The following is a 19,956-nucleotide window of genomic DNA, read 5'->3' on the forward strand; positions in this document are numbered from 1 at the left end:
CCCACTTTGGCATGGCTCGGAACCATACCCCCAGGTCAAGGCCGTGCGCTAAATGTGCAAAACATTCAGAACGCGCAGCTGCGACGCAGAACGTCGACAAGCTTCACGCGGGCGCCACACGTACTTAACGTCGTTCCCCAACGTGACCCCCACCACGTGACAAAGGAGTCACCTCCCCATGGTTCCCCCACTGATCGAACTCACCGGAGCCACCAAAAGGTTCCCGAGCGGGTCCGGTTCCGTGCACACGGCCGTCCGCGATCTGACCATGACCGTCCAGCCCGGCGAGTTCGTCGCGGTCGTCGGCCCGACGGGCTGCGGCAAGTCGACGACGCTCTCGCTGGTCTCCGGGCTGCAGCCGCCGTCCGCCGGCCGGGTGCGGGTGAACGGCGAGGACGTGACGTCCATTCCGGACGGCGTCGGCTACATGTTCCAGACCGACGCCGTGATGCCGTGGCGTTCGGTGCTCGACAACGTCGCCTCCGGCCCGCGCTTCCGCGGCGTGCCGAAGGCCGAGGCCCGCGCCCAGGCCGTCGACTGGATCGGCCGGGTCGGGCTCGCCGGGTTCGAGAAGTACTACCCGCACCAGCTCTCCGGCGGGATGCGCAAGCGCGTCGCGCTGGCCCAGACGCTGGTCACCAAGCCGAAGATCATGCTGATGGACGAGCCGTTCTCGGCACTGGACGTCCAGACGCGGGCGCTGATGCAGGACGAGCTGCTGCGGCTGTGGTCCGGTTCGGGTGCCGCGGTCATCTTCGTGACGCACGACCTCGACGAGGCGATCGCGCTGTCGGACAAGGTCGTCGTGCTGACCTCGTCGCCGGCCACCGTGAAGGACGTCTTCGAGATTCCCCTGGAGCGGCCGCGAAAGGTGGAGGACCTGCGGCTCACCGAAGACTTCCGCAAGCTCTACGCCGACATCTGGGAATCGCTGCGCAGCGAGGTCGACAAGGCCCGCCAGAAGGGAGCGACCAATGTCGCTTGAGACCCCCGCGGCTCCGGCCACCACCCTGCCGGTGCTGGAAACCGAGCAGGACATCCTCACGAAGGCGAAGCGCGCGTCGTCGCGGCGCAAGCGCAACACCTGGCTGCTGCGGCTGGCACTGGTCGTCGTGTGGCTCGGCAGCTGGGAACTGACCGCGACCTACTGGATCGACCCGTTCTTCTACTCGAAGCCGTCCCGCATCTGGCTGCGGCTGGTCGAGTGGATCACCAGCGGCACCGACTTCGGCTCGCTCTGGTACCAGCTGTGGGTCACCGTCGAAGAGGCACTGGTCGGCTTCGCGATCGGTGCGGTGGCCGGCGTCATCTTCGGCGTGATCCTGGGCCGCAGCCAGTACCTGGCCGACGTGCTCGCGCCGTTCATCAAGGCCGCCAACGCGGTGCCGCGCATCGTGCTCGCGTCGCTGTTCGTCATCTGGTTCGGGCTGGGGCTGGCGTCCAAGGTCGCCACGGTCGTCGTGCTGGTGTTCTTCGTCGTGTTCTTCAACGCCTTCACCGGCGCCCGCGAGGTGGACCGCAACCTGATCGACAACGCGCGCATCCTCGGCGCGGGCCGGATGCAGGTGATCAAGGCGATCGTGCTGCCGAGCGCGACGTCGTGGATCCTGTCCTCGCTGCACACCGCGTTCGGCTTCGCGCTGATCGGCGCGGTCGTCGGCGAGTACGCCGGGTCCAAGGCGGGCATCGGCTTCCTGATTTCGAACGCACAAGGCACGTTCGACTCCGCGGGCATCTACGCCGCGATGATCATCATCACCGTCGTCGCCCTCGTCGCCGAGTGGGGCATCGGGAACCTCGAGAACCGGCTGCTGCGGTGGCGGCCCTCGATGTCCGCCTCCAGCCAGACCGTCATCTGAAAGGAACGAATCGATGAGGATTCGCCGAATCGCCGGCGCGGTGACCGCGCTGACCGTGGTGGCGGCGCTGACCACCGCCTGCCAGGACTCCCGCGTCGCCGCGACGGGGGAGGGCGGCAAGCCCAAGGTCACGATCATGGTCGGCGGCCTGGAAAAGGTCATCTACCTGCCCGCCATGCTCACCCAGCAGCTGGGGAACTTCGCCGCCCAGGGCATCGACGTCGAGCTGCAGAGCGAGCAGTCGGGCGCCAACGCCGAGACCGCGCTAGTCGCCGGTCAGGTGCAGGGCGTGGTCGGGTTCTACGACCACACGATCGACCTGCAGGCCAAGGACCAGTGCATCAAGAGCGTGGTGCAGCTGGCCAACATCCCCGGTGAGGCCGAGGTCGTCGGCACCAAGCAGGCCGATCAGATCAAGAGCTCGGCCGACTTCAAGGGCAAGAAGCTGGGCGTGACGTCGCTCGGGTCGTCCACCGACTTCCTCACGAAGGCGCTGGCGGCCAAGGCGGGCGTCGGGGCCGACCAGTACACGCCGGTCAAGGTCGGCGCCGGGCAGACGTTCATCGCGAGCCTGGACAACGGCGGCATCGACGGCGGCATGACCACCGACCCGACCATCGCGCAGCTGACCAACACCGGCAAGGCGAAGGTGCTCTACGACCTGCGGACGGTCGAAGGCACGAAGGCCGCGCTGGGCGGGCTGTACCCGGCGTCGTCGCTGTACATGAGCTGTGACTTCGTCGACCGGAACAAGGACGCGGTGCAGAAGCTGGCCAACGCCTTCGTCGCCACGCTGAAGTGGATCGATCAGCACAGCCCCGAGGAGATCGCGGCGAAGATGCCGCCGTCCTACAGCGGCGGTGACAAGGCGCTGTACGTCAAGTCCATCAAGGACAGCATCGGGATGTTCAACGGTGACGGCAAGATGGACGCCGACGGTGCGAAGAACGTGCTCGAGGTGCTTTCGAGCTTCTCGAAGAACGTGAAGCCGAAGAAGGACTCGATCGACCTGTCGAAGACCTACACGACGGAGTTCGTCGACGCGGCCGCGAAACAAGGCTGAAGCCCCGCTCACCTGACCGGGCGGTAGGTGAGCGACATGGACCCGTGAAGGTCTCTCCCCCGCGGAGGCCTTCACGGGTCTTTTCGTTCAATACGACGTAAATCCGGCAAATGGTGAGTCTTTCCCGGAATGTGAAGACCCTTCGAAAGTAGCTACCTTCCCGGCGGCGCGAATCCAACACTTGGACACACGGCTTTCCCGGTCCCCCTCGGTGAACGGAGTCCCCGAATGTCCAAATTCCTCTCGTCGCGCACTGTCCGCGTGCTCACGGCGGCCGCGGCTGCCGCCGCCGGCCTCGCCGTCTCGGGCACGGCCCACGCTGCGGTCCAGTACGGTGCTCACTTCCACGGTCACCAGTTCGCGGGTGGCAACTGGGGTGGTTACGTCAGTTTCGGCAGCTTCACCACGGCGACGGCGAGCTGGACCGAACCCTCGGTGACCTGCAACTCCACCGACGACCTGTTCGCGCCGTGGGTCGGCATCGACGGCGACGGATCGTCCACAGTGGAACAGACCGGCGTCGAGACCGACTGCTCCAGCGGGCGGGCGGTGTACTCGGCCTGGTACGAGATGTACCCGGCCGCGCCGGTGTACTACAGCGTGTCGGTCAGCGCGGGCGACCACATCACCGCGACGGTGACGCGCACCGCCACCAACACCTACCGGCTGGACCTGTCCGACACCACCAAGGGCTGGTCGAAGTCCACCACGAAGTCGCTGACGTCGAAGCACGCGTCGGCCGAGGCGATCATCGAGTCGCCGACGGACTCCTACCCGAGCATTTCGGGCGGGGTCAAGTTCACCGGCGTCAAGTTCAACGGGACGAACCTGGCCTCGACGAGCCCGTCCGGTCTCGACGCCGACGACCGCGGCACCAACACGTGGATCCCGGGCGCCATCGGCTCGGACGGCCAGAGCTTCACCATTTCGCGTCACTGAGCTACTTCAGGTTGTTGATCGCCCAGGCGACCACCAGCACCGCCAGCACCAGCGAGACGAAGGCCTGCAGCATCATCGTCATCTTCGCCCAGATCCGCAGGGGCATGACGTCGGTGGGGCTGAAGGCGGCCGCGTTGGTGAAGGAGAAGTACAGGTAGTCCAAATAGGACGGTTCCCAGTCCTGGTCCGCCAGGCCCGGGTCGGCCATCTGCGGGAACTGCAGGTCGGGGTACCGCGCCCGGCCTGCAGCCCGCTTGCCGGGGCCGCCGCGGTCGAACTCCCAGTACCAGAGCGAGAAGGCGACGATGTTCGTCCAGTAGACGATCACGCCGGTGACCAGGACGGCGCCGGCGCGGTCGCCGATCGAGCCGGTGGCGATGCCGTAGACGAGCTGGCCCGCCGACGCGCCGTTCACCGCGGTCACGGCGGCGACCAGCAGCAGCGAGATGGTCCGCTCGACGGCACTGAACTGCGTCATCCGGCCCGGGTTGGCGAGCAGGAGCGCGACGACGAGCAGCCCCGAGACGGCGGGCAGCAGCCACCACGGGTGCAGCGCCATGTCCTCGGGCAGGGCGACCTGCAGCACCAGGGTGGCGACCACGACAGCCATCGCGGGCCAGCGCGTCTCGCCGGTGGTCCGCCGGCGCCAGGCGGGAAGAGCCTCTTCTGTCACCGGCTCACGTTAGGTCGCCACCGCTCACCCCGCCAACGCACGCCCGGCCCGATGCCGTGAACGACTCTTTCCTGTCGTCAGATGACAGGAAAGAGTCGTTCACGGCGTTTGGGGCGTGGCGGTCAGCCGGCCGGGGCGGTGGTGACCGTGCCGGGGAGCTTGCGGGCGACGTCCGTGCGTGAGCGGGCTCCGAGTTTGCGAAGCACCTTCGCGACGTGCTGCTCCACCGTTCGCGGCGAGAGGAACAGCCCGTCCGCGATCTCCCGGTTCGTTCTTCCCTCCGCGAGCATCCGCGCCACTTCGCGTTCCCGCGGCGACAGCTCGCTCCCGTACCCGCGCCGCCCGCGTTGCGAAGGTGCCCACGCGCCGTGCTCGCGCAGCTGGTGACGGCACCGGCCGGCGTCCCGGGTGGCACCGAGCCGTTCGTACGCCTCGGCCGCCGCGGTCAGTTCTTCGACGGCTTCGCGGTTGCCCGCGGCGAGCCGGCACATCGCGGCCCGCTCCCGCATCGCCGTCGCCGGATAGGGCATCGGCAGGCCCGCGTACCCCGACGCGGCTTCGTCGAACAGCGTCGCCGCGGCCAGGTGCTTCGCGCGGGCCTCCAGCAGCACCGCCCGCCCGGCCACCACCGCGGCCGCGGCCACCGGCGCGTCACGGCCCTCGATCCCGCGCGCGAACGCCTCGACCACGCTGTCGGCCTCCGGCCAGCGCCCGGCGCGGGCGTACGCCTGGGCCGCTGCCGGGACGAGCGCGGCCGCCCAGATCCAGACGTCCTTGCGCCGGGCCGCGGCCACCGCGGTGTCCGCCGCCGCGCACGCGGCGTCGACGTCGTCGGTCGCCAGCAGCACGGAGATCAGGACCCCGGCCGCCGACAGCACCACCGGGATGGGACCGCAGTCCGGCGCGTGCACGCTCGCCGCGGTCAGGTGCCGTCGCGCGGCGGCGAACTCCCCGCGCACGGCCGCGAGCCCGCCGAGGACCAGCGACGACTCCATGACGATCGGGCCGAGCTCCGGGTAGCTGTCCCGCAGCTGCTCGGCGGCTTCGGCGAGCCCGGTCCAGCGGCCGCGCACCCAGTCCAGCCGGACGCGGGTGCCCTGGATCAGGCCGATCGCGTACAACGCGCCGGCGTCGGTCGCGCGCCGGACGCCCTCGGTCACCAGCCGCTCCGCCCGGTCGAGGTGGCCCGCCCAGGACTGGCCGTCGGCGAGGTTGCACCACAGCCGGGCCAGCTGGACGCGCTCGGCGACCGTGCCGACGGTGTCCGACAGCGCTTCGAACTCCGTCCACGCCGAGCCGTCGCCGACGTGCGACGCGGCCGCGATGCGGTCGGCGGTCAGGGCGAGCCGCAGCTCGGGGTCGTCGAGCCGCTCGTACACCTCGCCCGCGCGGGCACGCCAGGATTCGTGCCACGACAACGGCGTCAGCCCGTCGATCGGCTGGGCGAGCAGCGTGATCCCGCGCGCGGCGAGGTCGGGGCGGTCGGTCAGCTCGCCGACCGCGCGCTCGACCTCCAGCCGGCCGCGGCCGAGCCCGCCGATGGTCCGGACCAGCAGCATGCCGAGGCTCAGCCGGATCGAGCCGCGGACCGACGGCGGCAGCGTCACCTCTTCGAGGACGCGCTCCAGCGTGCCGATGACGTCGGGGCGGAACCCCCGCAGCGCGACCTGGCTCAGCTTGCCGGCCACGCGCCCGATGTCCGGCTGCGACGGACCGGGTTCGGCGAGCACCGACTGCAGGAGATCGATCGCGCGGGACGTCTCGCCGCGGGTGATCGCCTCGTCGGCGGCCGCTTCGGCGTAGTGCCGCCACTGGTCGACGCGGCCGGCCGCACGAGAGTGCCGGGCCAGCAGCGTGAGCGGCGGTGACGGCTGGGCGGCGAGCACCCGGATCGCCTGCGCGTGCAGCAACGCGCGTTCCGGCCCGCTCACCGTGTCGTAGACCGCCTTGCGCGCCAGCGGGTGCCGGAAGCCGTACTTGCCGTCGCCGGCTTCGCCGAGCACACCGGCGGACAACGCCGCGAGCAGCGCGGTGCGGAGGGCGTCGCCGGTCAGCCCGGCCAGTTCGCCGAGGACGGCGGCCTCGGCGCCGACACCGAGGACCGCGGCCGCCCCGGCGAGGCGCACGGCGTGCTCGGGCAGCGCGGAAAGCCGTTCGGTGACGGCGTCCCGCAGCAACGCGGGGACTTCGAGGTTCTCCAGCAGCCGGTCGGAGAGGACCTCGCCGACCGGGAGCCGCTCGGCCGCTTCCTTCAGCGCCCGCAGGGTTTCTTCGGCCACGAACGGGATCCCGGCCGTGCACTCGTGCAGCTTCGCCGCGAATTCGTCGGTGACGCGCGGAAGTTCGAGGATTTCGACCGCGAGCTCGCGCACCGCGGAGACGTCGAGCGCGCCCAGCGCGACGCGCGCCGAGCAGACGGCCGGGGCGGTCCTGAACGGCGTGGCGCAGCCGGCTTCGGCCGTGGAGCGGTAGGCGGCGACCACGGCCAGTTCCGGCGGCATCGCGCCGGCGAGGAACCGCAGGAGGTCACGGGTGTCCTCGTCGGCCCACTGGAGGTCGTCGATCAGCACGAGCGTCGGCCCGCAGGCCTGCAGCAGCTCCCGCACCGCGCGGAACACGCGGTGGCGTTCGGCGACCGGGTCGGCGAGGGGATCCGGGCGCGGAGGAAGCGCTTCCGCAAGCTCCGGGAGCAACGGGAGCAGCACGCCGGCGACCGGGCTGAGCGGGCCGAGCGGCGCGTCGCCGACCGAACGAAGCGCTTCCAGGATGGGCCCGTACGGGAAGGGTTCCCGCAGTGGCTGACAGGCGCCGGTGAGCACGCGGCCGCCGTCGAACTCCTTGCGCCGCCCGATCTCCGCGAGCAGGCGGGTCCGGCCCATGCCCGCCTCGCCTTCGACGAGCACCGCGGCGGGCCGCCGCCGGAGCACGTCGACGATCGCGTCGAGCTCGGCGTCGCGGCCCGTGAGCTTCGCCGGTCCGGAGCGGATGGAGACCGAGGTGGGGCGGGGGGCGGTCAGCCACATTTGACCCTCCTCGACGCACCGGGACTTGTCCGCGGGAGCCTAAGCAGCGCCGATCCGTCCGTAAACCTTTCACCGAATACGTGGCCGATGCCGTTCTCACGCGTCCGCTCACCGGCCGTCACCGGGTTGCCGCGGGAACCGGCGGCGAAGGGTGACCCCGCGTCCGAAACTTCGGGTGATCGCACGATCGAACGTCGCTTAACGCGTCCGTGTGCTCTGCGTGACTACTGAAAGTAATTCACAGAAACCCTACTTACGGACCTGTCCGACCGGGTGACAGCACGGCCTGAGTCCGGCTGGAGCAGGGGATTCGTCCGCGGCGAATGCGTATACCCATTCGCCGCTCGCCCGGATTGCACCGTAACGCCCACTGCGGGGACGCTCACTCGGGGGAGTACCACTGCGTGGCCGGTGTGGAGCCGCGCGTAACCATCTAGGGAGAAGCATGAAGATCGCGAGACTTCTCGGTGCCGCTGCCACCGCGGTCATGGCGACGGGCGCGCTCGCCGCGACCGCCGTCCCCGCGTCGGGCCAGGACCTGCTGAACCCGGACATGGTGCCCGCCATGCAGCGGGACCTCGGTTTGACCCACGACCAGGCGCTGACGCGGCTGAAGAGCGAGGACGTCGCGAACAAGGTCGCCGAAGGCCTCGGCGCGGCGCTCGGCGACGCGTTCGGCGGCGCGACCTACAACGCCGCCACGGGCAAGGCGCACGTCGAGACGACGAACGCCGCGCTCGCCGGCAAGATCCGTGAAGCCGGCGCGGAAGCGGAGGTCGTGAAGTTCAGCGCCCGCCAGCTCGACTCCACCGTCGGTGCCCTGAACGCCAGTGAGAAGGCCGCGCCCGCGGCGATCACCGGCTGGGGCGTGAACTCCGCGACCAACCGCGTCACGCTTTCCGTGCTGCAGGGCCAGCGCGGGGCCGCCGACGCGTTCCTCGGCAAGTCCGGTGTGGACAAATCGGCGGTGACGGTCGTCGAGACGGCGGCCCAGCCGTCCGTGTACGCCAACGTCCGCGGTGGCGACGCCTACTACATCGGCGGGAACGCCCGCTGCTCGGTCGGCTTCTCCACGACCACCGGCTTCCTCAGCGCCGGCCACTGCGCGGCGCTGACCGGCGCCGGCGCGCTGACCGGGTCGAACGGCGCTTCGCTCGGTTCGTGGGGCCGGTACAGCTTCCCGACCAACGACTACTCGGCGGTCCGGACCAACAGCAACTGGACCCCGCTCGCGCAGATGAACAACGGCACCGCGGTGCGTGGCTCGTCCAACGCCGCGACCGGCACGTCGGTCTGCAAGGCCGGCTCGACCACCGGCTGGACCTGCGGCACCATCGGCGCCAAGAACCAGACCGTCCGCTACTCCGAGGGCACGGTCTACGGGATGACCGCGACCAACGTCCGCTCGGCGGCGGGCGACTCGGGCGGCGGCTTCATCGCCGGCAACTCGGCGCAGGGCCTGCTGTCCGGCGGCAACACGTCCGTGACGTACTTCTTCCCGATCGGCGCCGCGCTTTCGGGCACCGGCACCACGCTGAAGACCAGCTGAGCTCCGGCTGACTCACACTGAAACGACGGAAGGGCGGGTTTCGGGCGCCTCCAGCGCGTCCGAAACCCGCCCTTCGTTCCTCGCCGCGGGAATGGGAGGCTCAGGGGTCAGACGTTGCTGATCTCCTCGATCAGCCCGTCGACGTCGAAGTGCGCGCTCTCTTCGCCGAGCGGCACGAGTTCGTAGGACGCCTCGAGGAACGTCCGGATGTCCTCGATCTCCAGCTCGAACGACGCATAGCCGTCCGGTGACTCGATTTCCAGGGTGAGAAAGTCTTCGTCGTCGGACAGGTCCGGGCGGATCCGGACGTCACCGAGACCGGCCGGCTCGTCGAGGCCGGACACGAGGAGGTCACGCGCGAAGGTCCACTCGATCCACCGGCCGCGCTCGGTCCGGAAGGCCACGGTCACCGCGAAGGGCTCGTCGGAGTGGTAGGACAGGCGCGACAGGACGGGCGTGGTGCTCTCGTTCAGCAGCACGAACTGGCTCTGGTGTACGGCGTCGGTGTGCACGGCCCCTCCTGGAGTCTCGCGGTGGTTCGCGCGGCGCGAACTGTTCGGCAAGGAGATGACCAGGGCCTTCGGTCATGACGGAGAAACTCTCACGTTCACTTGATCGGTTGCATCCGTCCATTGTGGTGTAACACCGGGCACATACCCCTTGCGCTCAGGCGGCGACAGCTGGTGACGGCTCCCGCAGGGCCGCCGGCAGTTTCTTCCGCAGCACGAGCAGCGCGGGGACGGCGGACGCGCAGGTCAGCGCCAGGATCGACCAGGTCAGCGCGTTGCTCGCGCTGAGCAGGACGGCCAGCAGGCCCGGCGCGAGCGCGATGGGCAGGCCCCAGGAAAGCTGGAAGATCGCGCTGGCGCGGCCTTCGGCGCCGGGCGGAGCGGCCGCGGCCGCCGCCGCGGTGGCCGTCGGGCCGAACATCGCCTCCGCGACCGAGAACCCGAGACTGGTCAAGAGGATCACCACCGTGGCCACCGGCAGCGAGACGGCCGCCAGCGGGATCAGCAGCGCGAAGCAGAGCGCGAACAGCGCCGCGGCGCCGATCAGTCCCGTCGTCCTGCTGCGCCGCGCCAGCAGCGAGACGATCGGGCGCTGTGCGGTGACGACGACCACCGTGCCGAGCGTGATCGCGGTCCCGGCGATCCACTGTGGACCATGCAGGAGGTCCCGCACGACGATCGGCAGCACGGAGAACTTGCTGGCGCTGGCGAGGGTGAAGGCCATGTGGGTGACGCAGAACCCGGTGAACGGCCGATCCCCGAGCACGGCCCGCCAGCTCCCGGAGGGCGCCACTTTCACGTGAAAGTGGCGCCTTCGGCCTGGAGCGAGGACGTAGCTTTCACGTGAAAGTGGCGGGAGCAGCCGGATCAGCACCGCCGCCACCGCGAAGCTCGCCGCGTTGGCGTACGCCAGCAGGTGGAACGCCCACGGGCTGGTGATCGTCGGCAGCACGGCCATCGCCACCGCCCCGAGGCCCGCCCCCGCGAACCGGGCCGTCGTCTGGGTCGCCAGGACCCGATCCGTGTCGGCACCGGTGGTCAGCCGGGCGACCATCGGCGCGTTGCACGTCCAGAACAGCCGGTCGCCGAAACCGGCCACCGCCGACACCACGACCACCTGCCAGCTCGTGTGCGCCAGCGGGTAGGCCGCGAAGGCGGCGAGCCGCACCAGGTTGCCCGCGATGAGCAGGGCGCGCGGGCCGAAGCGGTCCATCGCCGCTCCGGTGGCCGGGCCCGTGACGAGAGCCAGCAGGGCGCCGGTGGTCAGCGACGCGCCCGCGTCGACCAGGCTCATGCCCTGCCCGTGCACCAGGAACAACAGGGCGAACGGGACCCACAGCCCGCTCCCCAGCGCGTCGATCAGCGTTGCGGCCAGAAAGATCCGAAGCATGCCTTCCCCCCAGTTGGGCAGCACTCCAGCTTACGGGTCGAGCGGCAGGGTCAGCCCCACCTTTACGCGATCCATCGCGACGCTCGTGGTGAAGTGCCGGACGTTCGGGTTGTCGAAGAACATCCGCCGGGTGAACGCCTCGAAGACCGTCATGTCCGGGCACGTCACGATCAGCACGAAGTCCGCGTTGCCGGTGACGTAGTAGCACTGCTGCACGCAGTCGTCGGCGAGGACCTGGCGGCGGAACCCGTCGATGACCTCGAGGTTCTCCCGCTCCATCTCGACCATGACCACGAACGTCATGCTCAGGCCGAGCGCGGCGGGCGACAGCACCGCCACCTCGCGTTCGATGACGCCCGCTTCGCGCAGCCGCTTGATCCGCCGCTGCACCGCCGCGGCCGAGAGCCCGACCTTCGCGCCGATGGTCTCGGCGATGGTGCGGGCGTCCGCTTGGAGGCAGGCGAGGATGGCGATGTCGAGCTGGTCGAGGTCGGGTGTCTGCACCTCAGCAGGCTAACGGGGACCCCCGGCAATCCGCTGGTGATCACTCCCGGCACACCCCGGTCGTGACGGCGCTCACTACTCCGTCCGGGATGAAGATGAAACAACTTTTTAAGTGAGCTGGAACACAACTGACCGGTCTACCAGGGGGTAGCCCATAGAAGTGGAAGACCAGCCGGTCGCTCCGCCAACCCGCCGGCGTGGGGAGGCTCTCCCGTGCTCGCACCTGCCGCCGTGCTGACCGGCCTCGGTTCGTGGTTGCCGACGAAAGTCCTGGACAACCACGAAATCGCCGCCCGGCTCGACACCTCGGACGAATGGATCCGGACCCGTACCGGGATCCGCGAGCGCCGCGTCGCCGGACCCGGCGAGTCCACTGTGGACCTCGCGGTCGGGGCCGGGCGCGAAGCCCTCGGGGGCGGTTCCGCCGACGCCGTCGTCCTCGCCACCTCCACCCCCGACCAGCCCTGTCCGGCCAGCGCCCCGCAGGTCGCCGCCCGGCTCGGGCTCGGCACGGCCGCCGCGTTCGACGTCAACGCCGTGTGCAGCGGGTTCGTCTACGCGCTGGCCACGGCCGCCGGTTTCATCGCGGGCGGGCTGGCCGAGCGCGTGCTCGTGATCGGCGCCGACACCTTCACGACGCTCATCGACCCCGCCGACCGCACCACCGTCCCGATCTTCGGCGACGGCGCCGGCGCGGTGGTCCTGCGCGCGGGCGACGCCGGCGAGCCGGGCGCGTTGGGGCCGTTCGACCTGCACAGCGAGGGGGAGCACGCCGAACTGCTGTGGGTCGAGGCCGGCGGCGCCCGGAAGCGGCTTTCGGACACCCCGGCCGACCGCTTCCTCGCCATGCAGGGCACCGCGGTCTTCCGGCACGCCTGCGCGCGGATGGCCGAGTCGTCGCGGACGGTCCTGGAGCGCGCGGGCTGGATGGTCGGCGACGTCGACCGCTTCGTCGGGCACCAGGCGAACATCCGGATCCTCCAGGCGACGGCGAAGCAGCTCGGCATGCCGGCCGACGCCGTCGTCGCCAACATCGACCGGGTCGGCAACACCAGCGCCGCGTCCATCCCGCTCGCCCTGGCCGACGCCCGCGCCGACGGCACCCTCGTGCCCGGCCACCGCGTCCTGCTCAGCGCGTTCGGGGCGGGCCTGACCTGGGGCTCGACGGTGTTGCGCTGGCCCGACCTGGATCAGCCGTCCTGAGGTCCGGCGGCGGTCGTCCAGGTCGGCGTCGCCTCCTGGCGGCCGCGCAGCTCCAGCTCCCCGTGCTTCTCCCAGTGCGCGGCTTCGCCGGGCAGGGCCACGGAGACGACGGCGTCGCTGGCGAGAATCCGTGACGGGACCGTCTTGGCGAGTTCGGTCAGCCGCGCGGCCTCGTTGACCGCGTCGCCGATCACGGTGTACTCGAGCCGGCTGCTGGCGCCGAGCTGCCCGGCGAACACCGGGCCGCTCGAGACGCCGACGCCGAGGTCGAGCTCGCCGTCCGCGCGGACCGCGTCCCGGATCGCGCGGGCCGCGGCCAGTGCGGCGGTCGGCGCGTCCGCCAACCGGGTCGGGGCGCCGAAGATGCACAACGCGGCGTCGCCCTGGAACTTGTTGACCAGGCCGCCGCGGGCGTTCACCGCGGAGACGACCGCGGCGAACAGCCGGTTCAGCTTCCTGACCAGCTCCTCGGGCGGCGTCCGGTAGGCCAGCGCGGTCGAATCGACGACGTCGACGAACAACGCCGTGACCTCGCGGACGTCACCCGACAGCGACGCGCCGTACTCCAGCGCGTGCCGGGCGACGTCGGCACCGACGTGCCTGCCGAACAGGTCCCGCATCCGCGCCTGCTCGCGCAGGCCGGCGGCGAGCTGGTTCACCGACGTCTGGAGCAGGCCGATCTCACTGGAGTCGTCGACGTCGACCGCGACCTCGGTGTTGCCGCGGGCGATCTCGTCGAGCGCCACGCGCAGCCGGTGCAGGGGCGCCGCGACCGCTCTGGCCAGTAGCGCCGTCCCGATCGCGCCGACGCCGAGGCCGGTCACCGACAACGTGATCAGGGTCGCGGTGTGGTCGCCCGAGCCCAGGTCCGGCGGCGTGGCGATGAGCAGCACGCCCACGAACGGGACGCCGCTGGCCAGCGCCCAGGTGACGATCAGCCGGGTGAGCACGGTGACCGGCAGCGAACGGCGCGGCGGCAGGACGTCCAGCGCGATCGTCATCACCGGCCGCGCCACCCACTCGGCGGCGAGGTAGGTGAGCCCGACGGTGGTGAGGCCGCCCAGCCCGATCACCGTCACCAGGCCGAGGGCGTCGCCGGCCGAGCCCAGCACCCCGGCGAGCACGCTGAGGGCGACGGTGCCGAGCAGCCAGAGCGTGCCGCTGACCACCGCCATGTCGACCGGCAGCCGCAGCGCGCGCCGCGCCTCGCTCTCCGACGGCGGGCGGCCGAGCACGAACCAGATCGCGGTGCGGCGTTGCAGCCACGCCGTCCACAGTGTCCCGGCGAGCAGGGCCGCGGCGACGATGCCGGCCGCGGTCAGCCCGAGCATCCAGCCGTGGTCGCCGACGTCCTTCGGCAGGCCCTGCAGCACCAGCAGCAGGGCGACCACACCGGACCCGGCGACGCTCGAGCCGACGCCCAGCCCGGCGAAGCCCAGGCTGGTGCGCAACACCACCCGGAAGTTCCCCACGGCGATCCTGCGCACGGCGTTGATCGTACGGCCGAAAATGCGTCGCCACCGCCCGTGGCCGGTGGTTACCGTGCCGATCATGGAGCCACTCGGCCAGGACGAAATCCGGGCCTCGTTCGTCAACTGCACCCGCGGCGAAGCCAAGGGCGTGACGCTGCCCGCCCGGCCCGAAGAAATCCCGTGGGACCGGCGGGAGTTCCTCGGCTGGCGTGACCCGAAGGCGCCGGCGCGCGCCTATCTCGTGCTGCCCTACGGCGGTGAGGTGATCGGGCTCGCCCTGCGCGCGGCGGCGCCCCCGAAGTCACGGCTGCGCAGCAACATCTGCGGTTTCTGCACGACGACCCACGGGCTCGCCGACATCACGCTGTTCTCCGGCAAGCGCGCCGGGAAGGCCGGTCGCGACGGCAACACGCTGGGCACCTACGCCTGCGGCAACCTGGGCTGCTGCCAGTACGTCCGCGGTGAGCTGAAGTCCGACGTGCCCCAGCCGCACGAGACGCTGACCGTGGCGGACCGCCTCGTGCGGATGGAGGAGAAGCTGCACAAGTTCGTGGCACGCGTGCTGGAGTCCCGTTAGAACCGGTACCGCACGATGTGCGCCGTCCGGGCCAGGGCCGGGAAGACCTTCAGCATGCGCAGCTGGAACCGGGTGAAGGGCCCCAGCCTGGCCAGCACCTCCGGTGTCGCCCAGTGGGCGGCGTCCAATGAGGACTCAAGGGTGAGGCCGCAGCGCTCGAGCTCGCGCGGGTCGTCGACGCCCCAGTACAGCGTCGCGCCCGCCTTCCGCACCGGCGCGTTGAGCTTCTGGATCCTGATGGCGGTCCGGTTGAAGAGGTCGCAGATCAGGCCGCCCGACGGGAACTTCTCGACCAGCCGGCGGAAGAGTTCGGTGCCGGTCTCGGGTTTCAGGTACATCGTGAGACCTTCGGCGACGATCAGCGCCGGCCGGTCCGACGGCACCTGGTCGAGCCACCCGAAGTCGGTCACCGACGAGCCGATGTGCGTCTGGTTCGGCGCCCGGTCGTAGAGCTTTTCGCGCAGCTCGATGACTTCGGGGTAGTCGACGTCGTACCAGTGGACGGTCTCCGGCGGCGCGAGGCGCTGGAACCGCGTGTCCATGCCGCAGCCCAGGTGCAGCACGATCGCGTCCGGGTGTTCGCGCAGGTACTCGGCGGTCCAGTCGTCGATCGGCTTCGCCCGCAGGACGACCGACACCGCCCGGTCGGGGGAGATGCCGATCTTGGTGAAGTCGTAGTCGATCCGGCGGACGGCGTCGTCCGCGGCCTTGTCGCCGAGGATCGGGTGGGCACTGCGGTAGTCGAGCGCGCGGCCGTACAGCGTGGCCAGGTTGGTGGCCTTTTCTTCGGTGAAGTGGACCTTCTCCATCACAACCCCCAGAAGTTTCACAATGTTGTGAAAAGTCTAGCGCTCTTCGGGGTGCGCGGCGAAGTCGTGGGCGTAGGTTTTGGCGTCGACCAGGTGCTTGAGGGTCAGCGCGCGGGCGGCGGCCGGGTCGGACCGGCGCACGGCGTCGAGGATGGCGCGGTGGTCGTCGACGGCCTTCCGGATCTGCCCGGGCAGCCGCAGCGCGGCCCGCCGCTCCTCGCCGACGAGGGCGAGCACGGACCGCAGCAGCCCGGCGACGTCGTCGTTGCCGGCGTTCTGCGCGATCACCCAGTGGAACTCGGCGTCGGTGGCGATGACGCGCAGCATGTCCCCGTCCTCGGCGGCCCGCGCCATCTCGGCGACGTTGTCCTCGAGCCGGCTCACGGTTTTCGCTCCTGCGTGCCGGGCCAGCCGTTCGGCGAGCGTCGGCTCGACGGTCGCACGCAGGTCGAAGAGCTTCTCGACGAGCTGGTCGTGCTCGGTGAACCAGGAGCGCAGCGGCTGTTCCTGCTGCTCACGGACGTAGGTACCGGAGCCGGCGCGGATCTGCACGTATCCGATGGAGGCGAGCACGCGCAGCGCCTGCCGAAGCGAGCCGCGGCTGATCCCGAGCTCTTCGCAGAGCACGCGTTCGGCGGGCAGCCGCGAGCCCGGCGGCAGGTCGCCGGAGTCGATCCGCGACCGCAGCCGGTCGACGGTCGCGCTCCAGACCTGCTCGGTGTCCACGGGCTCATCCTCCCAGCCCGGTCATGAAGGGCACCCTCATGGACATAAAAGCCATGAGGGTGCCCTTCATGACATTCCGGCTGAGCGCCGCCGGCTAGAGGGTCAGGCCCGGATCCCGCGCCAGGGTCGCGAGCTGCTCGGCGGAGTGTCTGACCAGACACATCCACGTCGCGGGAGCGCGCCACGATGCTTAGGCTCCGCACGTGAATGCTTCATGACGTGGTGGCACGCGGTGATCGTCGTGGTCGCCGGCATCTGGGCGGGCACCATCAACGCCGTCGTCGGGTCGGGAACGCTGGTGACGTTCCCCGTGCTCGTCGCGCTGGGCTATCCGCCGGTGACGGCGACGACGTCCAACGCGATCGGCCTCGCGCCCGGGACGCTCAGCGGCGCCTGGGGCTACCGGCACGAGCTCAAGGGCTACTGGCCGCGGGTCGCCCAGTTCGCCGTCGCTTCCTTCCTCGGCGCCATCGGCGGCACCATCCTGCTGCTCTCCCTGCCGAAGGACGCCTTCGAAGCTGTCGTCCCGGTGCTCGTCGGGCTGGCCGTGATCCTCGTGATCGTCCAGCCGAAGGTGTCGAAGTGGGTCGCCCAGCGGCGCGAAGAGAACGGCAAGGAGCACAAGCCGGGCCCCCTGCTGATGTTCTTCATCTTCCTCATCGGCATCTACGGCGGGTACTTCACCGCCGCGCAGGGCGTGATGCTCATGGCCGTGATGGGGATGCTGCTGTCCGAGCCGCTGCAGAAGCTCAACGGCGTGAAGAACGTCCTCGCCGCCGTCGTCAACATCGTCGCCGGGGTGATCTACGCGTTCGTCGCGCCGATCAGCTGGCCGGTCGTGCTGTGGCTGGCCGTCGGCTCCACCGCCGGTGGCTTCCTCGGGGCGAAGATCGGCCGGAAGCTGCCGCCGGCGGTGCTGCGCGGCGTGATCGTGGTGATCGGTGTCGCCGCCGTCGTCCAGCTGGTGGTCAAGCAGTTCAGCTGAGCTTGCGCAGGAACGTCGTCCACGCCGCGGACGGGACCGCCAGCTCCCCGGACGCCGGTGCCTTCGAGTCCCGGACACCGACCAGCTCGGTGTTCAGCGCGACCTCGACACAGTCTCCGTTGCCGCCGCCGCTGTAGCTGCTCTTGCGCCAGACCCGGTCGTGGGAGGTCATCGCGTGTCGTCCTTCGCTTGCTCGTATTCACTTGCCAAGGCGGCAAGCCACTCCCGGGATTGTCCTCCATCCAGGGCAAGATCGGCCACTCGCTTGAGCCGGGCTTTGACCCGGTCAGCGATGCCGTTTTCGTCGAACTGGCCGTACCACCGGAAAACCGCCCGTGCGTAGTCCTCGATCTGCAGAATGCCCGGGATGATCTGGGGCTCGAACTCGATGATGGAACTGGCCAGCGTCTCGGCCACGATCAACGACCGCAGCTCGTCCGGCAGTTTCTCGCGGTGCGGCCGGACGCGATAGCCGTCTGCCTGCTCACGAACCAGATCGAGCATCCGCACCACGTCCTCGCGCGAGGCGCGGCAGCTCGCGAGGTACATCGTCACGTCCAGCTCGGAGTAACCGCGGACCCCGCTCTCCATCCGCGAGATCTTGCTGGCCGAGCAGCCGAGCATGTCCGCGAGATCCGCAGCCAAGAGCCCGGCGCCGACGCGAAACCGCTTCAGCTCGTCGCCGATTTCGCGGCCGGTCGCCGACGAATCGCGGTCTCGCTCGCTCATGCGTGGAAAGCTAGGCCGTTCCGGGTGGGGAACGGCTCAGCGCCACGGCAAGATCAACCCATCGGACGCCGCCTTGCCACCGCGGCAAGCTACCCGCGGAACTCGCGCGCCGCGGCCAGGAACAGGTCGTTCTCCTCGCGGGTCCCGATGGTCACGCGGACGCCTTCGCCGGCGAACGGGCGCACCACCAGCTTGCGGTCCAGCGCGTGCTCGGCGAACGGGACGGCCTGGTCACCGAGCGGCAGCCAGACGAAGTTCGCCTGCGTCTCCGGCACCCGGTAACCCGCCTCCAGCAGCGCTTCCCGCACCCGCCCGCGCTCGACGACGATCTCCTGGCAGCGGGCCAGCAGCTCGTCGGCCGCGTCGAGCGACGCCAGCGCGGCCACCTGGGCGAGCATGTTGACCGAGAAGGCCACGTACACCTGGCGAAGCGCGTCCGCGATCGGCGTCGGCGCGACGGCGTAACCAACGCGAAGGCCCGCGAGGCCGTACGCCTTGGAGAAGGTGCGAAGCACCATCACGTTCGACCGGCTACGGGTGTACTCGACGCCGTCGGGCACCTCGGGGTCGGTGACGAACTCCTTGTACGCCTCGTCCAGCACGATCAGCACGTGCTCGGGCACGGCGGCCATGAACCGCTCCAGCTCCGCGCGGCGCACGGCCGTTCCGGTGGGGTTGTTCGGGTTGCAGACGAAGATCACGCGCGTTCGGTCGGTGATCGCCGCGAGCATCGCGTCGAGGTCGAGCTCCTGGCCCTCGGTGATCGGGACCTTCACCGAGACAGCGTTCGCGACCTGCGTGACGATCGGGTACGCCTCGAAGGAGCGCCAGCCGAAGATGGCCTCGTCGCCGGGCGCGCACACCGCCTGGACCGTCTGCTGGCACAGCGACACCGATCCGCAGCCGATGGCGACCTGCTCGACCGGCACGTCCAGCTCGCGCGCCAGCCGCTCGCGCAGTGCCTGCGAGCCGGTGTCGGGGTAGCGGTTGATGCCCGCCGCGGCCTCGGCGATCGCCTGCGCGACGCTCGGCAGCGCGCCGCCGGGCACCTCGTTGCTCGCCAGCTTGACCGCGCCTTCGATCGTCCGGCCGGGGACGTATTTCGGCAACGATTCGAGATCGGCACGCGGGGACACGGACGGCATCTTCGGCGCTCCTGGAAATCGGCGGGACGATCCGCTCACCGTATCTTTTCCGCCCGCCACCCCGCGACTGCCTTCAGACGGTAACCGTCGCAGTGACCTGCGACACTGAGTTCCTTCCGTTCACTTCGAAGTGATTGGGTGACGTAATGACGTCGACCAGCACCGTGGACTACCAGCGCACCGACGGCGGCACCCTGCGCCTGACCTTCTCGGAACCCGAGGGTGCGCTACGCGGTGGATTGGTCGTGCTGCACGAAGCGGACGGTGTCACCGACGGCGTGAAGCTGCTGCTCGCCAGCCTCGCCACGGAAGGCTGGCTGACCGTCACCCCGCACCTGGAAAACGAGGAGCTCACGCAGCAGGACCTGCTCGACGCCACCGACCTCACCCTCGCCTGGCTCGTCGAGCGCGGTGTCCAGGCCGACCTGCTCGGCGTGATGGGCTTCGACCTCGGCGGCACCGCGGCCCTCGTCGTCGCCTCGCACCGCAGGCTCGGTGCGGCGGTCAGCGTCGGCGGGCAGCAGACCGCCGAACTGCCCGCGCTGGTCGAGATCGCCGGGCGGCTCACCAGCCCGTGGCTCGGCATGTACGGCGACGCCGGCGACGAGGCGGGCGGCGCCGAAGTGGCGCGTCTGCGTGACGCCGCCGCGTCGGCGAAGGTCGCCACGAACGTCGTCCACTACCCGGGCGCGAACCACCGCTTCGACGCCGACCCCGGCGCGGCCGCGGAGGCCTGGCAGCGCACGCTCAGCTGGTTCGACGCGCACCTGCGGTAGGTGTGGGCGGCCACCACCATCACCT

The 19,956-nt window shown here is 70.4% G+C and carries 20 protein-coding genes; 9 read left to right on the forward strand and 11 right to left on the reverse strand.

Annotated elements, in window-relative coordinates; translation table 11 throughout:
- Window positions 1-178 precede the first annotated feature (178 nt).
- The 4 genes from A3CE_RS0124875 to A3CE_RS0124890 all read left to right on the forward strand — a co-directional run bounded on the left by A3CE_RS0124875 (window position 179) and on the right by A3CE_RS0124890 (window position 3,861).
- On the forward strand, window positions 179-985 hold the full coding sequence (locus A3CE_RS0124875; protein ID WP_020642830.1) for an ABC transporter ATP-binding protein: 807 nt from the start codon (window positions 179-181) through the stop codon (window positions 983-985).
- Window positions 975-1,859: an ABC transporter permease gene (locus tag A3CE_RS0124880; protein WP_020642831.1), complete on the forward strand. Its 885-nt coding sequence runs from the start codon at window positions 975-977 to the stop codon at window positions 1,857-1,859. Before A3CE_RS0124875 ends, A3CE_RS0124880 begins: the two co-directional genes overlap by 11 nt.
- A 13-nt stretch (window positions 1,860-1,872) precedes the next feature.
- Window positions 1,873-2,922: an ABC transporter substrate-binding protein gene (locus A3CE_RS0124885; RefSeq protein WP_026468827.1), complete on the forward strand. Its 1,050-nt coding sequence runs from the start codon at window positions 1,873-1,875 to the stop codon at window positions 2,920-2,922.
- A 228-nt stretch (window positions 2,923-3,150) separates the two neighbouring features.
- Complete coding sequence (locus tag A3CE_RS0124890; RefSeq protein WP_020642833.1) at window positions 3,151-3,861, forward strand: G1 family glutamic endopeptidase; 711 nt, start codon at window positions 3,151-3,153, stop codon at window positions 3,859-3,861.
- A 1-nt stretch (window position 3,862) separates the two neighbouring features.
- On the opposite strand, the gene A3CE_RS0124895 is transcribed toward A3CE_RS0124890, so the two are convergent.
- Entirely contained in the window at window positions 3,863-4,471 is a 609-nt protein-coding gene (locus A3CE_RS0124895) for a DUF1345 domain-containing protein (protein WP_020642834.1), read from the reverse strand.
- A 185-nt stretch (window positions 4,472-4,656) separates the two neighbouring features.
- Window positions 4,657-7,557, reverse strand: a complete 2,901-nt coding sequence (locus A3CE_RS0124900) for an ATP-binding protein (protein ID WP_020642835.1) — start codon at window positions 7,555-7,557, stop codon at window positions 4,657-4,659.
- A gap of 445 nt (window positions 7,558-8,002) precedes the next feature.
- Between A3CE_RS0124900 and A3CE_RS0124905 the strand changes: the two genes are divergently transcribed.
- Window positions 8,003-9,106 (forward strand): S1 family peptidase, encoded by a 1,104-nt coding sequence (locus A3CE_RS0124905; RefSeq protein ID WP_020642836.1) that lies wholly within the window; start codon window positions 8,003-8,005, stop codon window positions 9,104-9,106.
- A 107-nt stretch (window positions 9,107-9,213) separates the two neighbouring features.
- On the opposite strand, the gene A3CE_RS0124910 is transcribed toward A3CE_RS0124905, so the two are convergent.
- From A3CE_RS0124910 to A3CE_RS0124920, 3 genes are all read right to left on the reverse strand, one after another.
- Complete coding sequence (locus A3CE_RS0124910; protein WP_020642837.1) at window positions 9,214-9,618, reverse strand: SsgA family sporulation/cell division regulator; 405 nt, start codon at window positions 9,616-9,618, stop codon at window positions 9,214-9,216.
- A 154-nt stretch (window positions 9,619-9,772) separates the two neighbouring features.
- A complete protein-coding gene (locus A3CE_RS0124915; protein WP_020642838.1) occupies window positions 9,773-11,005 on the reverse strand; it encodes an MFS transporter in 1,233 nt (410 codons plus the stop codon).
- Window positions 11,006-11,035: 30 nt separating this feature from the next.
- Window positions 11,036-11,509 (reverse strand): Lrp/AsnC family transcriptional regulator, encoded by a 474-nt coding sequence (locus A3CE_RS0124920; protein WP_020642839.1) that lies wholly within the window; start codon window positions 11,507-11,509, stop codon window positions 11,036-11,038.
- A 213-nt stretch (window positions 11,510-11,722) separates the two neighbouring features.
- On the opposite strand from A3CE_RS0124920, the gene A3CE_RS0124925 reads away from it, so the two are divergent.
- Window positions 11,723-12,712: a beta-ketoacyl-ACP synthase III gene (locus A3CE_RS0124925; RefSeq protein ID WP_020642840.1), complete on the forward strand. Its 990-nt coding sequence runs from the start codon at window positions 11,723-11,725 to the stop codon at window positions 12,710-12,712.
- On the opposite strand, the gene A3CE_RS0124930 is transcribed toward A3CE_RS0124925, so the two are convergent.
- Window positions 12,700-14,199: an adenylate/guanylate cyclase domain-containing protein gene (locus A3CE_RS0124930; protein WP_026468828.1), complete on the reverse strand. Its 1,500-nt coding sequence runs from the start codon at window positions 14,197-14,199 to the stop codon at window positions 12,700-12,702. The genes A3CE_RS0124925 and A3CE_RS0124930 overlap by 13 nt on opposite strands.
- A 64-nt stretch (window positions 14,200-14,263) precedes the next feature.
- Between A3CE_RS0124930 and A3CE_RS0124935 the strand changes: the two genes are divergently transcribed.
- Entirely contained in the window at window positions 14,264-14,761 is a 498-nt protein-coding gene (locus tag A3CE_RS0124935; RefSeq protein WP_020642842.1) for an FBP domain-containing protein, read from the forward strand.
- Here A3CE_RS0124935 and A3CE_RS0124940 read toward each other — a convergent pair.
- Window positions 14,758-15,570 carry a class I SAM-dependent methyltransferase gene (locus tag A3CE_RS0124940; RefSeq protein ID WP_020642843.1) on the reverse strand — a complete coding sequence of 271 codons (813 nt, stop codon included), beginning with the start codon at window positions 15,568-15,570 and terminating at the stop codon, window positions 14,758-14,760. The genes A3CE_RS0124935 and A3CE_RS0124940 overlap by 4 nt on opposite strands.
- Window positions 15,571-15,606: 36 nt before the next feature.
- Entirely contained in the window at window positions 15,607-16,296 is a 690-nt protein-coding gene (locus A3CE_RS0124945; RefSeq protein ID WP_020642844.1) for a FadR/GntR family transcriptional regulator, read from the reverse strand.
- 214 nt (window positions 16,297-16,510) lie between these two features.
- Here A3CE_RS0124945 and A3CE_RS0124950 point away from each other — a divergent pair, with 214 nt between their 5' ends.
- A complete protein-coding gene (locus tag A3CE_RS0124950) occupies window positions 16,511-17,281 on the forward strand; it encodes a sulfite exporter TauE/SafE family protein (RefSeq protein ID WP_020642845.1) in 771 nt (256 codons plus the stop codon).
- On the opposite strand, the gene A3CE_RS0124955 is transcribed toward A3CE_RS0124950, so the two are convergent.
- From A3CE_RS0124955 to hisC, 3 genes are all read right to left on the reverse strand, one after another.
- Window positions 17,274-17,453, reverse strand: coding sequence for a DUF397 domain-containing protein (locus tag A3CE_RS0124955; protein ID WP_020642846.1), 180 nt, complete (start codon window positions 17,451-17,453; stop codon window positions 17,274-17,276). The genes A3CE_RS0124950 and A3CE_RS0124955 overlap by 8 nt on opposite strands.
- Window positions 17,450-18,010, reverse strand: coding sequence for a Scr1 family TA system antitoxin-like transcriptional regulator (locus A3CE_RS0124960; protein ID WP_020642847.1), 561 nt, complete (start codon window positions 18,008-18,010; stop codon window positions 17,450-17,452). Before A3CE_RS0124960 ends, A3CE_RS0124955 begins: the two co-directional genes overlap by 4 nt.
- 89 nt (window positions 18,011-18,099) lie before the next feature.
- Window positions 18,100-19,155 (reverse strand): histidinol-phosphate transaminase, encoded by a 1,056-nt coding sequence (gene hisC, locus A3CE_RS0124965; protein ID WP_020642848.1) that lies wholly within the window; start codon window positions 19,153-19,155, stop codon window positions 18,100-18,102.
- A 146-nt stretch (window positions 19,156-19,301) separates the two neighbouring features.
- On the opposite strand from hisC, the gene A3CE_RS0124970 reads away from it, so the two are divergent.
- Window positions 19,302-19,931: a dienelactone hydrolase family protein gene (locus A3CE_RS0124970; protein ID WP_020642849.1), complete on the forward strand. Its 630-nt coding sequence runs from the start codon at window positions 19,302-19,304 to the stop codon at window positions 19,929-19,931.
- Window positions 19,932-19,956: the final 25 nt, after the last annotated feature.

Origin of the sequence: Amycolatopsis balhimycina FH 1894, from assembly GCF_000384295.1 — a bacterium.
GTDB classification, from domain to species: domain Bacteria; phylum Actinomycetota; class Actinomycetes; order Mycobacteriales; family Pseudonocardiaceae; genus Amycolatopsis; species Amycolatopsis balhimycina.